The 14,661-nt window shown below is 54.0% G+C and carries 13 protein-coding genes and 1 pseudogene; 7 read left to right on the top strand and 7 right to left on the bottom strand.

What is annotated here, in order from left to right:
• Positions 1 to 14: 14 nt before the first annotated feature.
• A complete protein-coding gene (locus CU103_RS09990; protein WP_106663738.1) occupies positions 15 to 971 on the top strand; it encodes an alpha/beta fold hydrolase in 957 nt (318 codons plus the stop codon).
• Here CU103_RS09990 and CU103_RS09985 read toward each other — a convergent pair.
• Positions 960 to 1,889: a LysR family transcriptional regulator gene (locus CU103_RS09985; RefSeq protein ID WP_106663737.1), complete on the bottom strand. Its 930-nt coding sequence runs from the start codon at positions 1,887 to 1,889 to the stop codon at positions 960 to 962. The genes CU103_RS09990 and CU103_RS09985 overlap by 12 nt on opposite strands.
• Before the next feature lie 387 nt (positions 1,890 to 2,276).
• On the opposite strand from CU103_RS09985, the pseudogene CU103_RS09975 reads away from it, so the two are divergent.
• Positions 2,277 to 2,462, top strand: a pseudogene (locus CU103_RS09975) (IS110 family transposase); the annotation flags it as partial.
• Between the two features lie 582 nt (positions 2,463 to 3,044).
• On the opposite strand, the gene CU103_RS09970 reads toward CU103_RS09975, so the two are convergent.
• Positions 3,045 to 4,967, bottom strand: a complete 1,923-nt coding sequence (locus CU103_RS09970) for a potassium transporter Kup (protein WP_106663735.1) — start codon at positions 4,965 to 4,967, stop codon at positions 3,045 to 3,047.
• Positions 4,968 to 5,458: 491 nt separating this feature from the next.
• Here CU103_RS09970 and CU103_RS09965 point away from each other — a divergent pair, with 491 nt between their 5' ends.
• The 3 genes from CU103_RS09965 (at position 5,459) to CU103_RS09955 (ending at position 7,656) form a co-directional block, all read left to right on the top strand.
• Positions 5,459 to 6,271, top strand: a complete 813-nt coding sequence (locus CU103_RS09965) for a hypothetical protein (protein ID WP_245448694.1) — start codon at positions 5,459 to 5,461, stop codon at positions 6,269 to 6,271.
• 283 nt (positions 6,272 to 6,554) lie between these two features.
• Positions 6,555 to 7,175: a transposase gene (locus tag CU103_RS09960; RefSeq protein WP_146147777.1), complete on the top strand. Its 621-nt coding sequence runs from the start codon at positions 6,555 to 6,557 to the stop codon at positions 7,173 to 7,175.
• Between the two features lie 190 nt (positions 7,176 to 7,365).
• Entirely contained in the window at positions 7,366 to 7,656 is a 291-nt protein-coding gene (locus CU103_RS09955) for a hypothetical protein (protein ID WP_146147776.1), read from the top strand.
• Between the two features lie 57 nt (positions 7,657 to 7,713).
• Here the strand turns inward: CU103_RS09955 and CU103_RS09950 are convergent, their stop codons facing one another.
• Entirely contained in the window at positions 7,714 to 8,538 is an 825-nt protein-coding gene (locus CU103_RS09950) for an alpha/beta fold hydrolase (protein WP_106663731.1), read from the bottom strand.
• Between the two features lie 213 nt (positions 8,539 to 8,751).
• Between CU103_RS09950 and CU103_RS09945 the strand changes: the two genes are divergently transcribed.
• Positions 8,752 to 9,177, top strand: coding sequence for a transposase (locus CU103_RS09945; RefSeq protein ID WP_106663730.1), 426 nt, complete (start codon positions 8,752 to 8,754; stop codon positions 9,175 to 9,177).
• On the opposite strand, the gene CU103_RS09940 is transcribed toward CU103_RS09945, so the two are convergent.
• Positions 9,174 to 9,635, bottom strand: coding sequence for a hypothetical protein (locus CU103_RS09940; RefSeq protein ID WP_106663729.1), 462 nt, complete (start codon positions 9,633 to 9,635; stop codon positions 9,174 to 9,176). The genes CU103_RS09945 and CU103_RS09940 overlap by 4 nt on opposite strands.
• A 487-nt stretch (positions 9,636 to 10,122) precedes the next feature.
• Here CU103_RS09940 and CU103_RS31055 point away from each other — a divergent pair, with 487 nt between their 5' ends.
• On the top strand, positions 10,123 to 10,317 hold the full coding sequence (locus CU103_RS31055; protein ID WP_146147775.1) for a hypothetical protein: 195 nt from the start codon (positions 10,123 to 10,125) through the stop codon (positions 10,315 to 10,317).
• A 432-nt stretch (positions 10,318 to 10,749) separates the two neighbouring features.
• Here CU103_RS31055 and CU103_RS09925 read toward each other — a convergent pair whose 3' ends face one another.
• The 3 genes from CU103_RS09925 to CU103_RS09915 all read right to left on the bottom strand — a co-directional run bounded on the left by CU103_RS09925 (position 10,750) and on the right by CU103_RS09915 (position 14,661).
• Complete coding sequence (locus tag CU103_RS09925) at positions 10,750 to 11,169, bottom strand: hypothetical protein (protein WP_106663726.1); 420 nt, start codon at positions 11,167 to 11,169, stop codon at positions 10,750 to 10,752.
• A 577-nt stretch (positions 11,170 to 11,746) separates the two neighbouring features.
• The gene (locus tag CU103_RS09920) at positions 11,747 to 13,582 is read right to left on the bottom strand and encodes a TniQ family protein (protein ID WP_170117017.1); all 1,836 of its coding nucleotides are present in this window, start codon (positions 13,580 to 13,582) and stop codon (positions 11,747 to 11,749) included.
• Entirely contained in the window at positions 13,582 to 14,661 is a 1,080-nt protein-coding gene (locus CU103_RS09915; RefSeq protein ID WP_170117016.1) for an ATP-binding protein, read from the bottom strand. Before CU103_RS09915 ends, CU103_RS09920 begins: the two co-directional genes overlap by 1 nt.

The raw sequence follows: 14,661 nt of genomic DNA, 5'->3' as shown, positions 1-14,661 counted from the left end.
AAGGATCACGGAAAATGTTGAAGCCATGGCTCCGAACGTTGGTCGCCACCGCTGCGCTTCTGTTCACCGCAGTTGTTGCGGGATATGCCGACAATCATTCCCAGAACGCCCGGACGGCCGACGTCGGTTTCATCGAAATCGACCAGGACATCACGCTCCGCAGAATGATAGTGCACAACCCGAGCCCGAAAGGAACGGTTCTCTTTCTGCACGGCTTCCCTGAAACGTTGTATGTCTGGAAAGATATTTCGATCGCCCTCGGTGATGAATACGAGGTCCATTCGTTCGACTGGCCAGGATATGGCAAATCCTCCAGACCAGCAGTCGAGAAATTCTCATACGCGCCGAAAAGCTATGCCGATGTACTCAAGGCCTACATCGAAAAAGCCGGGATTGATCAATTGCATCTTACGATCTATGCGACGGATATTGGTGCCCTGCCTGCTCTATTGCTCGCTCTCGACGAGCCCAGTATCGCTAAAAGCATAATCGTCGGAGACTTCGCGCCATTCAACAGGCCCGCTTATATGTTCGAGAGTCTGCAGAACCTGAAAGCGGAACCCGCAGCCTCCAAAACTCGCGCTTACATGAACAAAACGAGTGCTGAAATACTTGCAAACGCCTACAGGCGTGACCTTCCGAAGGAACAACAGTTCGATCTCAAGGTGGACGTAAATTACGACATGATCCGCAGTTGGGGTCATGGCGATCTGACCTCGGCGGACGCATTTTACTACTATTACTCCAACTTCACCCGGGACCAGGAATACTTCGAGGCAAAACTCGACAAGCTAAGAACGCCGGTGAAAGTGATTTGGGGTGAAAGAGATTTCTACATCGAGAAGGAGATGGGGCGCGAGTTCGCGGCGAAGACCGGGGCAAAATTCGATGTTCTTCCCGGTGTCGGTCACTATCCCCACTTGCAGATACCGGAGCAGACCATCCGTGAGGTCCGCGCTTCATTCAGGTGAGCGTTGCGATCCTTCTGTCATTTCATTTTCACCGCTCAACACCGCTCGAAGTCGGGGCAGTGCAAAGTCTATGAACGAGCGCACCTTCAGAGCGAGGAGACCTTGGCGAGGATAAACAATGTGGATCGGCTTGGGCTTTCCTGCAAATTCGTTCAGGATCGGGACAAGCGCACCTGAAGACAATTCGTTAGACACCTGATAGTCGAAGAGCCGGGCAATACCAACGCCGCTGAGAGCTGCGGCGACACAATTCGCCGCAGTGTTGACCTCGATCCGATTTCGCGGAACCGCCTCGGTCGGCCGGCCCTCGACATCAAACGTCCAGAAGAATGTTTGCTTGTTAAAAATGATACCATCGTGGTTCGGTAGTTCGGACGGATGCAGTGGAAGTCCGAATCTCTTCAAATAGGTCGGGCTGGCACATGTCAGTAGGCGAAACTGTCCAACCTTGACCACGTAAAGAGAACTGTCCGCAAGCTCGCCGAGCCGAATGGCAATGTCGACTTGCTCGTTGACCAGATGAACCGAGCGATCGAGAGACAGGAGATTCAACGAAACCTCCGGATGTTGATCAATGAAGTTCAGTGCTATCGGAAGCACGTGACGATTGCCAAACTCCACAGGCATTGTGATCGTCAGAATTCCCCGAGGCGTCTGATATTCCCCGGAAGCACGACGCTCGGTCTCCTCGAGCTCTGCCATGATCTTCCGTGCCGATTCAACGTAATCACGTCCGGCATCAGTCAGCTGCAGGTTCCGACTTGTGCGGATTATGAGATTTGCGCCGAGGTGGCGCTCTAGGTCCGCCACTTTGCGGCTGACACTTGGCAATGGAGCGTTTAACTTTCGACTGCCCGCGGAAAGGCTGCCGGCATCGACCACCGCAAGCAGTACGCGCATTGCATCAAATCGATCCATTGGACACCCGCACCTGGAGTTTGATTTTAGTTAGATCAATTTGCATTCGGTGACTAGCGCAATGCTGCTTTGGTGCCGGTGCGCAGCGTCGGGCGCGCCAAACCAATTCTTTTGGAAGACCGTCTCAAGAAAGCCGATTTGCCCACGCCAGCAGGCAGTGAGGGCGTCTGCAATCTCCTCTTCGCCATAAGGTTTCGCAATCACGATTGCATCTTCGACCAACGACGCCGCATCAATATCGATACGGCCAGTGGCGAAAATAGTACTCTGGGAGGCGGCGGCGTGCCATAGCCGCCAATTCCAGCCCCGCCATGTCCGGCAACTCGATATCAGCGATTAAAATTTCAAACGTCCCATCTTCCAGGGCGCCCGCTATGGGCTGCTGCTCGCGCGCTCTATATGCCAGCACTTGTCGCTGCCCGCTTTAATCCAGATCTCAAGGCCACGTACAACGCACTTATCGGGACTGGAAAACCGCCAAAGGTCGCTATAACTGCAATCATGCGAAAACTTATCGTCCTCGCCAACGCGCTCCTACGCGACAACCGAAAATGGAACCAAAAAGCCACTTGATCAAAACGGATACTCTAGCCGCTGGGCGGCTCACTCCACTGTTGTTCCGAGGTGTTGTTGATGGTTTGAAAATTCGGATTGATGGTCAATCGATTTGTTCCGCTACGATTTGGCGCATTTCATCGCGTGTGAATCCCGACGCTAGCAGTTGGTTCCCGCATGACTTTCTTCGGCAACATGTTCGACATTTTAGGTTCGATTCGGCGCGGCATGACCGCAGTGTCTCTCATTTCGATATTGTTTTGCATATTAAATCCATTCGCTGCGCAGCGTTGCCCGCGGCCTGTCATTTTTGAAATACGTCGAATGCAAGCAAGGAGGGGGATGCTACGTAGATGGCAATCAGGCTTTGAGTGGTGCGGTAAAAATTCTGCGCTCAATCGGAGCCTGCAGTAATAGCCGAACTAATCTTGTCGACCAACCTTAGATGGGTGAGAGAGAGGGATTTTTCAAGGGCTCGGACGCGTGGCCTGCCGTGCCGTAAAACAGGCATATCAAATTGCGGCTTTTCACAAATAGCATTCGATATCACAACGATGAAAGAGGCATCGACTCGATTTACTCCAGCAGTTTGAAGGTCGATCAAATGGTGACCTGCGTACCAATTTCCACCACGCGTCCTGTCGGTATCTGGAAATACTCGGTGGCGTCGCTTGCTGAATGCGCGAGGGCTATGAACAGCTTGTCTTGCCAATATGGCATCTCCGAACGGGGGGAGGCTTTCAACGAACGACGGGCCAGGAAGAACGAGGTCGTCATGATGTCGAAGTTCCAGCCTGCGATTTTGAAGATCGCCAAGGTCCGCGGGACATTCGGTCTCTCCATGTAGCCGAACGTCAGCGTGACTTGGACAAAGCGATCGTTGATCGGCTCGATGTGCATGCGGTCGCTCTTCCTAACGGTGGGCGTGGGGGCAGTGACCACATTCAGGATGACATTGCGCTCATGCAGCGCGTTGTAGTGTTTGAGGCTGTGCAGCAGCGCAGTGGGCGTGCCTTTCGGGTTGCCCGTCAGGAAAACCGCGGTGCCGGGTACGATTGTCGGGGGACTCTGTGCCAATTTCCTCGAAATCAGTTCGAGCGGCACGTCGCCTTGTCCGACTTTCTTCTGCAGCTGGCGGCTGCCTTTCACCCAGGTGGACATGATCAGCACAATCAGGATGGCGACCAGCAGCGAGGCCCATCCGCCGTCGATGACCTTGATGAGATTCGCACCGACGAAGGTGATGTCGATGATGAGGAAAGAGGCGGTGGTGAGAGCCGCCGCCCAGAATTGCCATTTCCATATGCGGGTCATGACGATGAACAGCAGAGTCGTTGTCACCAGCATGTTGCCGGTCACTGCAATGCCATAGGCAGCGGCCAGATTGGTGGAGCGTTCGAATCCGAGCACCAACAGCACGACCACAAGTCCAAGAAGGAAGTTGACCCGAGGCAGATAAACCTGCCCAGACTGTTTCTCGGACGTATGTTGGACACGGAGTCTGGGCAGAAGATTAAGTTGTACCGCCTGCCGTGATAACGAGTAGGCTCCCGATATAACCGCCTGACTGGCGATGACGGTCGCTGCGGTTGCCAGAAGCACCATGGGTAAAAGCGCCCATGGCGGAAACATTTCAAAGAACGGATTTTTGGCCGCTTCGCCATGCGCGAGCACGAAGGCTCCCTGACCAAAATAATTTAGGAGCAGACACGGAAACACAATCCACATCCAAGCAGTCGCGATTGGTCGTCGGCCGAAATGTCCAAGGTCGGCGTAGAGAGCTTCCGCTCCGGTTACGGCAAGAAAAACTGTGCCGATCGTGGCGAAGGCCGTGCCTTGATTGCGGACAATGTAGTCGAACCCGTAGTGAGGATTTACCGCTGCAAGAACACTGAGGTCGTCGAACAAATGCCACAGCCCAAAGAAACCGAGCGCAAGGAACCATGCGAAGGTAATTGGCCCGAAAAAGAACGCCATGCGGGCCGTGCCAAAGCGCTGCACCGAGAAGAGCGTCAGCAAAATGGTGATGGTTATCGGAACGACATAAGGGGTGAAGGCTGGAGTGATGATTTCAAGTCCTTCGATTGCCGACAGCACTGAAATGGCAGGAGTAATGACGGCGTCACCGTAGAATAAGGAAGCGCCGACAATGCCCAAGCCCAGGATCAAGCGGGGCCGGGATTTGTAGCTCTCGCGAGCCAACGCCATGAGAGAAAGGATCCCCCCTTCGCCGTCATTGTCTGCGCGAAGGACAAAGAGGATATACTTGACGGTGACGATCAGCGTCAGGGCCCAAAAGATCATGGATACAATCCCGAGGACGTCTGCCCGCAACAATGAACCATCGGTGGACGCAGCGTGCAGTGCTTCGCGAAACGCGTAGATCGGACTCGTGCCGATGTCGCCATAGACAACGCCCAAAGCTCCTAAGACAAGAACTGGGTAGGTCTCGGTATGATGTTCATCCGGATCGTGCAGAGAATGGCTTAATTTGCCCTCGTCATCCGTCCGGGCCTTGCTCATGAGCTGCTTCTCAGTTCGTTGTCATTGACGGTCTGAAGGCCGTGGTTGATCTCCGTTTGAACACAAGAGCATCAATTCGTCCAGCATCATGCATATTCCAGTGCGAACGTTACCAGCTTCCCTAGTAGCTTCGACAACAGCCACGCAAGGAACAGCGGCGAATATTCGCCAGCCAGGCATCTTGCAGTTTGTCAGCTTTGGCCCGCTCGCGTCGTCGCGCCAGTGATATGCGGGATTAGGTAGCAAAGACCACCAAATACCCCCTAAGTAATTGAGAGGTAAGTATATTCTTTCAATGTTTTACTACGAATAGCCCGATGGACTGCGCGACCGGAGCAGATGTTTCATGTGCGCTGGCATCTTTGCAAGTGGCTTGAGCTGTCAGGCGAACGGCCAAGCAAAAAGTCGCTACAATTTACAGCTACGCAATAACGCTATCGCAATAGGAATGCTTTAATTCAACATCTATGACATTACGCTGCGCGTTCTCATTGAATTTGTCTGCTTTGCTCATGGTGGGTGCCGTCCTTGCGGCGTGCTCGCCATCGCCAAAGCACCAATCAATCGAATTTCTCGCGTCCGATGCTCATGTGGTCGTCGGAGGTGTGCCGCTGATCGTGCCATTTGTCGCTTTGACAGGTCTGATAACTAAAAAGCCATCCTTTTCATTCAATAAACAGAAAGATCATCAAGCGGCGAAAGAACGTTTGGAAGCCTTTCGAAACGCGGCAAGCAGTCAGGAAACAGCGCCGTCAGCCGATCAACTGGAAATTACGATGAGTACATTCGGATCGACAGGGGTCGACTCGTCGAGGGAAGGAATTTGTGCCCTCTTGAGCCGCCAATGGGCGAAGTCCGTTTGTGATGATCCAAGGGCCCCGCTCCAGCAAGCGTTGCCGATCCAGAATAATCGTTTCTTCCTCGTCGACGACAGGAACTTGGACGTGTTCCAAAACCATCTGACTGTCGGCGGCGAACGCGTCTGGGATCAACTTCAACAAATGCGCCTAAAGGTCGGGGAAGCATCGGTGGTCTGTGATGCTAAAAGCTCCTCAAAAACAAGATTCTGCACCGCAGCCATATCAATCAAGCAACATCTGGCCGCCGTGTGGACGGTTTGGGATAGCTCCGTGGAGACACATGCTCGCCAGGCTGAACGTGAAGGAAAAGGCATCACAGCATTCGTCATCGACGCGTTGGGGCCCATAGAGAACTTTCCCGCGTTGTTGTCCGCCGCTTGCAAATTGAGGAACCCGACTACTCCTACCGGACCACGTGAGAGCCCATGTACGGGCTCGAATTAACCTATCCCAATTTTCTCGATCGACTCTTCATCTGAGATCTGGCATACAGCCCGCATGTTCAGGATGGCTCGAATACAGCGTTGATTTCTTGAGGTGCCCCTAGGTCGCCGACAGCCGCTGTACGTCTATTGATGGAGTCAAAGGAGCCTGAACATGCGCAATCATATCCATATCCTGTCTGCCCACTCACCGCTTTTGAGCGGTCTTTCGCACGTCTGTAACTCGTCCCGAGGCTGGGAAATATGCGGCTATTTTGCCGACCGAGCCTGGGAGGGACTGAGCAGTGGCTTCGTCCAAAGATCAACCAAAAGGGCAGCATTTCCTGCTTACACTGGAGTGCCGAACGCTTACGTTCATGGAGCTTGCGACGATTCGCGAGGCGACAGCCTGTAAGTGGTTTATGCGCATGCGCTGGCCTGAAACCGACGGTGAACCCTATTGCTCTGGTTGCGGGACGCTGCGCTGCTATTCCATGAGCCGCGGCCGTTTCAAGTGCTCGGCAAAGGAATGTAATGCCGTGTTCAGCGTCACATCGGGCACCGTGTTTGCGTTTCGCAAACTCAGCTTCAAGAAGATGGTGATGGCGATCTGGCTGTCGGTGAACTCAGTCAAAGGAAAGGCCGCGCTGCAGCTCTCGCGCGAGATCGGCGTTCAGTACAAGACGGCTTGGGTGATGCTCATGAAGCTGCGCGAGGCAATCGCGGCGCGGCGGGATACGATGATGCTCGAAGGCGAGATCGAGATCGACGGCAAGTACGCTGGTGGTCACATTCGTCCGAAGAACAGGGCCGAGGACCGCATTGACCGCCGCAATGCGAAGTATCAGAACCACAAGCGGCTATGCGCGCTGGCGTTGCGCCAGCGTGGCCTTGGTCGACCCGGTCAGACCTTCACGCGCATGTAGCCACTTTCAAAAGTCTGACTCACCGGTCCACCAAAACACCAGCAAAATGGGCGTATTGATTTTGGCTCCAGTCGGGAATTCTGACTCGCTACCGCCGAGAAAGCTGACTCAAATGCATACTCCCGGCCGAAGCCTGACTGCGATGTCGTTAGACATCGTTCCTTCCGAAGCGAATTGGGAGTTTTCGACGGTGAGTGAAGATTTTCCGCTTCAACTGCAATTTAAGCTTCCGAACAACTCTATTGATATCCCAAAGCTTGCGGCACTCATCACCGAACGTTTCGACAGTCCTCAAATAGACCTCGACGAAAATCGCATTCTGATTGTAAGGCTCGTTTCGGAGGGGGATGATCCATCGACAGTCGCCCTAGAGACAGTGGATCAGGTGCTGAAGCTTCTTCCTGACGGATCGACTGTACAGGAAGTGCGTATCGGCATCGGGGCACAGGTCGCGACTCTCACCAGGCACACTGAGCATTAGAGAGAGACGCGGCTTGATGCATGAGGGGGCCGATCAGTTGGCCGGCCCCTGTCGCGATCATGTCCGGAAAAATGCGAGAAGGTCGGCGTTGATGGTCTCTGCATGGGTCGTCGGCATGCCGTGCGGAAAGCCCTTATAGGTCTTGAGCGTCCCGTTCTTCAAAAGCTTTGCCGAGAGTGGCGCAGAATCGGCATACGGTACGATCTGGTCGTCGTCGCCGTGCATCACGAGCACGGGAACCGTGATCTTCTTAAGATCCTCGGTGAAATCGGTCTGAGAAAAGGCGACGATCCCGTCATAATGAGCCTTGGCACCGCCCATCATCCCTTGCCGCCACCAGTTCTGGATCACCGGGGCGGAGGGCTTTGCGTCTGGCCGATTGTAGCCATAGAAGGGACCTGCGGCCACGGCATGATAGAATTCACTACGGCCCGCAGCGAGCTGTGCCTGGAAGCCATCGAATACATCTTTCGGCAAGCCACCGGGATTGGCGTCTGTTTTTACCATGAGCGGCGGCACGGCACTCAAAATGGCGGCCTTCGCTACCCGGGTTTCGCCGTGGCGCGCGATGTAGTGCACCACTTCACCGCCGCCGGTGGAGTGGCCTACGTGAATGGCGTTCTTGAGGTCAAGCTTTTCCGTCAGTGCGGCCAGGTCGTCAGCGTAGTGGTCCATGTCGTGACCATCACCGACCTGGGCAGAGCGACCATGCCCGCGCCGGTCATGTGCGATGACGCGAAAGCCGTGATTCACGAAGAATATCATCTGCGTGTCCCAATCATCGGCCGACAGCGGCCAACCATGGCTGAAGACGATTGGTTGTCCGGAACCCCAGTCTTTGTAGAAAATCTTGACGCCGTCATTTGTGGTGATCGTAGGCATATCGTGTCCTTTACACAGTTGGAAAAAACGGACGGTAGGACAAACATGCTCGCAAGCAAATAATTATAATTATTGACCAGAAGCCACTGTTCGACCGTCGAAGGCGGGATTCGCGCTTCGATCGTAAAAAGTGAGGGTTGAGTCAGCTTTCGCGCCGGATCGAGTCAGACTCTCCCGGCAAATGAGTCAGACTTTTGCTAGTCGCTACAGCGCATCATTTACGACGAAGACAGCGATGCCGCTTGGGCCGCCGCCAGGGATCACGCCTTGCGTACAGCCAGACTCTTCGCCGATGAGCACAAGAGCTATGATCACCTCACTGGCTTGAACAAGCTCGAGCGCGTCAATCACTCCAAGGCATATCAAACCAAGGATGGTACCAACACCAACCAGGTCGAAAGCTTCTTCTCGCGGGTACAGCGTGCCTATGTCGGCATCCACCACCGCTTTTCGCTGAAATATTTCGACTGGTACGTTGCGGATCTGGCCTGGCGCGAAGACGTACGGCGAAACTCGAATAAGAACCAGTTCTTCGAGGTTCTCGGGCGAGCACCGAAGCGGCCGACGTCACGGCACCTGTGCGGATATTGGCAGGGCAACAAGCCGCCAGACCTAATCTGGGAGGGAGATTCCGTCTAAGCTGCGATTTCCCAGAGGTTCCTCGTCCCGTCGAACTTCCCCGCGTGCCTGACGCGACGCTTCTTCATCAGCTGATCGAGCGTGGCCGATAGGCGGGTAGCCACGCGCCCAGTTCTCGGGTCACCTTCGGCAATGCCCAGTTTCTGCATCAGCCTGACGGCACAATCGGCGGTCGTGAGTGGCTTGGCAGCTTCCCGCAAGATCTCGAGCACAGCGCTGGTTGGCTCAATGCTACTCATCAGGGCGTCGATCTCAATAGCCTGAGGCGACTTTTGACGCTGCTTGCGGGCTTTTTGCCCTGCAACAGCGCCCGTCGGCTCATAGTCGGGTTCGTAGATCGCGATCACCTGATCCAACGCCCCAATCTGGGCTTCCAAATTTGTCAACGTCGCACGGAGTTTGACCAGCCCGTCGAGAATTTCGCCTCGTTTCCGCTTCAATTCTACCGTTACGTCCATCCAATGCCGCTCCATCTGCTTTGGATCAAGGCTACGGTATACAGGAATTCAAATCTGGTGGTTTTTGCTACATAATTCCGGTGATATGTCTTTGGCGTTGTCGTGGCGATGGCCTTGATACCTGAAGCACAGAAACGATTTTGGAGGGTCTGTACTCTTCGTAGTCGGCCATGGCCACGAAACAACAGCGTGCATTTCGAAGACGCCGCTGTCGCCCCCTTGGGCGATGAAATCCGGTTCGAGTTCATACGTACCGAGATAAGTTCCACAGGAACTGCAGTGGATTGGCGTATTGAAGCTCACCTCCTGCGTAAGGGTAAGGTAGACTGTTTGGCACTTTGGACATGCCAGTTTATTTTCCAGGCGTGCTGCTCATGATACTTCGCGGCCATCGCGTTGGCGTGCGATGTCAGAAACCGCTTTTTCCTGTTCTGCGGCCTTGGAAGCAATGACCTCCTCATCCCGCAGGCCTTGGTCGAAGAGCTTTATGACGGTGCGCGCGAGACGATTTGCGTTTTCGTCAGTGAAGGCGCAGCGTGGCGCGCTGCATCAGATTCCAATCTTGGGTCGAATACGAATGCTGGCTGATTATGTGAAGCATGACGGCACCCCCAATAAACAGGCGGGAGCGCGTTCCATCTCTCAAGCACCAGAAGCCAAAACCGAACTGACGACGATATAAGTGTCTACTCGTGGACAGACAGAGTCAAATCACTCCCAATTGATGAATTATTCCATAGGTGCAATTTTACTGTACGAACCGATGCCGTTCCGTCATCCCGATATAGAAACTGGCTCCTCTGCTCGCAGCCGCAGCTGCCGTCCAATAAGTGCGAACGACGCCGCAGCCAAACACCCGACGGCGATGCAAATCAGCAGGGAAGGTCCGATGCCCAGCCAATGCATTATGAAGGCAAATACAAACGGTGCTCCCGACGATGCAACCAGACGGACAGCCGTCGACTGTCCAACCCGTTCGCCGTAACCCAGGCTGCCGAACAGCGCGAGCGGAAGCGTTCCCTGCGCAATGCTGGAAAGGCCGCTTCCAAGGCCGAAGATGACGGCAAATGGACAATACACAACTCTCGCGAAGAGATTTGGGGCCAATCCCAGACTATGTAATTACCACCGTTGAAGGCTGGTTCGCCCGCAATCGAGCCAGATTTGGGATTGCAGTGGAATAGATTTCTCCGGCGACCACTTTGATGTCCTTGACACCAATAAGCTGCCCCATGATCAGAGGTCTTATCTTACCTGTTGCAACGCCATGAGCAAGATACTTCTGGACGTTGGGTCCCAAGTCCGGACTGTTGAGTGCAACGAGCGCGTAGTTAATACCTATAGCGTTCGGATGAATACCTGGTCCATCTGACCCCCATGAAACGACAGCTTGCCGCTCTCCAGCGTCGACCAGTAAGCCTCTGGCGAGAAACGATTCGATATTCGCGATTCTCAGGTTGGTGGCTTGGATGTTGAATCTACCCTGGAAATATCCGCCAGGCCACGACCTTCCTTCAGACAGCAAAACGAACATAGTATCTCCTCGTAAAATCTCCAGACGCCAAGTTTTCCAACTGTGGAGTGGTTGCATGCCTCAACGGTGATCTCTGGATCTGCCGGCTTCAATTCATGCCGCAGGTGACAAATTGACTTACTTGAAGATCCCTGCGGCGCGCCCCTGGGCTCCGCGGTTGATCTCTCTCCAAATTTGGTGGGCTTGGATACTCGTATGTTCTCGGCGAACAGCCACCATATGAGGCGTTTGAGCATGAGCAATCGGAATCTGCTAACATCTTAGCTATGATCATCCACACGGATCCGCCACGCGAACTGAAGCTCAGCTATGAGGGTATGGGGACTGTTAAGTCGTTTGAGGCGCACTATGGGGTGGATTCGACCTACCTATGTGTCGTTTGATAAATTTATCAATAAACCCATAGTTGGGCGCAGTGCCCAAAAAAACTGCAATGAAATCAATAGCCTATATTGATGTATGCCTCAGATTTAACGGATAAAACCACAACAGTGCGCCTCAGATGAGAGATGCTGAGAAAATGTAACCGGGTACAAAAAAACCCGGCGTTGCCGGGTTTTTTTGTAATTTCATGATTTCAGATCCGAGGTACGACTTCTCGCAAAAAGTAATGCGAACCAATCGTGGCCGGATCGAAAGCCGGGTTCAACCCGTGATTGCGGCACCAGTTCAACACCTGGAAAACTGGCAAACGAAGCATTCTCGCAAGCTCGGTGGAACTAACGTATCTTTCCTGAAACTCTTGAAGGTCAGCGGGGGAAACATTCAATCCGAGAATTCCGGTTTTAGTATTCCGGAGTCGTGCTGCCGGAAGATAGCCTCGGTCGATGAGCCGTCGCACGGTTTCGGAACTCGCGTTCAGCGCAATCATAAGCTGCGAGGATGTATACCCGCGATCATCCGGCTTATGAAGAATGGCGCTGATTTCTTCGGCGTTCACGAGAAGGCTCAAAAAGCCGCGTTCCGCTTCCAACCGTTGAACCTTGGCAAGCTTCCGCTCAAACAGTAGCCTGACGATTACTACAGAGTTGGTCTTCGCCTGGCGTGTCGCGAGTGCGATGTTGGAATAGCCCGGTCCACATTCTTGAACGGGCGTGGCGTTTTGGAAAAGCCTTTCGAGAAATTTATCGAGCGCCTGCTTTTCAAACAGGTGGTGCCCCCACTGGCCCCGCACCACGAGGGGCACAAGCAGCTTGGCCTTCAGCAGTCCAGTTTCCTGACTGATTGGCACATTGAGGTAATCCATTGCATCATCATTTCTGATTCCAGCTTTCACCCTCTCCATAAACTGCTCAATCTCTGCCGCGTCGAAACAGAACGAGTTGCTCGGTGTCTTAACATCATCCACGCTGCCTAATCCGGATGCGACCACAAGCTTGCCCATCTGCTCGTGATTCAAATCAAATTGTTCCGCGGCAGTTCTGATGGAATGCCGTTTCCGCGGGGTATCGACGATTCCGAACGCATCATCTCCCCGTCCGACCGGAAGGTTTTTAAGCGCATACTCCCTGAGTCTGTCGTGAAACGGATTGAATCCCTCATCTGAAGTTCGCGTGGCGTAGTTCTTCCAAATGCAACCCATCACGTTGGGTACAGAAGGATAGTGCCGCCGCTTAGCACAATCCGCCACCAACTGATCCAACAGAGAAGTGAGGTCAGGTTCCGCATTGATAAGCTGGAATCCGCTTTCCCCGTTGTGATAAAGCTGGTGTTCATCAAGCTGTTTTCGGGCCGCCCAGGCACCCTCAGCGGCGACGAGGCCGATCATCTCGCACACACGCATTGCGACGTCCACGCGCAATTCATTCAACCAGTTGGAAACTACCGCCTGCTCGCCACGAATTTTTGAAAGCAGGAAGTGTTCGAATGAGGTGAAGTTCTGATCGACACATTCCAGCGTCAATTCGTCGAGGCGATCGACAAACTCTGCGAGCACCGTTGCGGTGTCGCGCGGTGCGCCATAGGCGAACTTTACAGACAGCGCAATGAGGCTTCGGGCGTGCCGTTCGCAAGTCCGCACACCTGAAACTGTCCAATCAGCACGAAGGTACGGTCGCACACGCAACGCACAATTGTCGTGAGTGAGATCTTCCTTCAGACATTCTACGCAGACGCGCATTTTCAGTCTGTCGAGGCCAATACGGTGAATGATTTGACCGTTCCAGTTAAAATTGTGCGAGTCAACACGGATGGCATTGTGCCGCAGCAAGGCATCCGGATCCCTATGGCAAACTCTTCCAATCGTAGAGAGTGCTTTGCGATGGCCGTTGGCAACATCTCTGAACCGGGTTCCCATATCCAGGCAGAAATCGGTAACGCTGCGGCCGCAGATGAACGCGGTCCGCGAACACAAACTTGAGGCGGTTTCATCCGCATGCAGCGGTGGCAGGAGTTTCTTGTTGAGAAAGGACATCAGCTGTTCCTCCGTACCCGCGGCTTGGCTGCCGTATCGCTGTCTTCCTCGATGTCGACATCGTCCCATTCGACGAACTCGGAATCATCGTACTTGCCGATGGACTGCTCGACGTCGATCGACCTCCAGTTCTTGGCGGTGAACACATTCTGATCCGGGAGACATCCCGACCGGATGGCGTAGACGTCTTCCAGACAACGGTTATCGAGCACATTCCGGTCAAGCAGCAGAGCCTGCTCGATCCCCTCCAGGAGATACTCAATGAAGATACCGGTCTGGCTACTGGCGGCATGAATGAGGCGTTTCACGAACTCTCCGCCGAAATCGGCTTCAATTCCCGCCCTGCAGACGTAGTTGCTGATCATCGTTTCCAGGAAACTGCGGTCACGCTCATAGCTCAGCGGATGGAACACGATGGTCCGCGTGCGCCGTTTGATCTGCCTGTCGGGCTGAAGGAATTCCGCAATCTCCGGCAATCCGGAAACAACGAATGAAACCGGAAAATCGGGTATCTGCATCACGTCTTTCATGCTGTCTCGGACCTTCTGGCGTTGCAAGGCATCGTTTCTTTGCGAAACATGCTGGAACTCGTCGATATGGACCAGGCGAACCCCGCAGGCAGGCAGGTACTGCGTGACAAGATTCCACGCGACGTTTTCGGCAAGCTCCTTTTGGATGGGATATCCGACCGCCCGCAGGATACGTTCGGCGATAAGCCTGGGGAGGCAGGGGGAAGGGGCCTTGATGGAAATCAGGTACCGCTCCCGTCCTGCTTCCGGTTTGCCGAGAAGCTCGGGAAACTTTTTGAAAATGCGCGTGAGCGAACGGGTTTTGCCCGCGCCTGATTCACCCAGCAAAGCCAGAATCCGGCCTTCGGCCATTTCGCCCACGAGGCTGCCTGACGCGGCATCCATCTGGAACTTGATCCTTTTGCGCAGGCGCTCAACCTCGGCCTTCAGAAGATCGTCCCTTTTCTTGCGGCCATAGTAATGATGGTTCAGCTCCATCATGAGGTCATCGAGGCTGCGCTCGTCGCGCGCAGCCCCTTCGGTCAACGGTTTCACCTGATTTTTTCCCAT

This window comes from Phyllobacterium sophorae, assembly GCF_003010965.1.
GTDB lineage: Bacteria > Pseudomonadota > Alphaproteobacteria > Rhizobiales > Rhizobiaceae > Phyllobacterium > Phyllobacterium sophorae.
Note: the sequence above shows the minus strand (reverse complement) of the source record. Positions and strands in the feature narration are given on the sequence as shown.

Bases quoted from the DNA above. Each gene is read 5' to 3' on its own strand.
- CU103_RS09990 (WP_106663738.1), top strand. From the start codon at position 15: ATGTTGAAGCCATGGCTCCGAACGTTGGTCGCCACCGCTGCGCTTCTG.
- CU103_RS09985 (WP_106663737.1), bottom strand. From the start codon at position 1,889: ATGGATCGATTTGATGCAATGCGCGTACTGCTTGCGGTGGTCGATGCC.
- CU103_RS09970 (WP_106663735.1), bottom strand. From the start codon at position 4,967: ATGAGCAAGGCCCGGACGGATGACGAGGGCAAATTAAGCCATTCTCTG.
- CU103_RS09950 (WP_106663731.1), bottom strand. From the start codon at position 8,538: ATGCCTACGATCACCACAAATGACGGCGTCAAGATTTTCTACAAAGAC.
- CU103_RS09940 (WP_106663729.1), bottom strand. From the start codon at position 9,635: ATGGACGTAACGGTAGAATTGAAGCGGAAACGAGGCGAAATTCTCGAC.
- CU103_RS31055 (WP_146147775.1), top strand. From the start codon at position 10,123: ATGACGGTGCGCGCGAGACGATTTGCGTTTTCGTCAGTGAAGGCGCAG.
- CU103_RS09925 (WP_106663726.1), bottom strand. From the start codon at position 11,169: ATGTTCGTTTTGCTGTCTGAAGGAAGGTCGTGGCCTGGCGGATATTTC.
- CU103_RS09920 (WP_170117017.1), bottom strand. From the start codon at position 13,582: ATGTCCTTTCTCAACAAGAAACTCCTGCCACCGCTGCATGCGGATGAA.
- CU103_RS09915 (WP_170117016.1), bottom strand. From the start codon at position 14,661: ATGGGAAAAAATCAGGTGAAACCGTTGACCGAAGGGGCTGCGCGCGAC.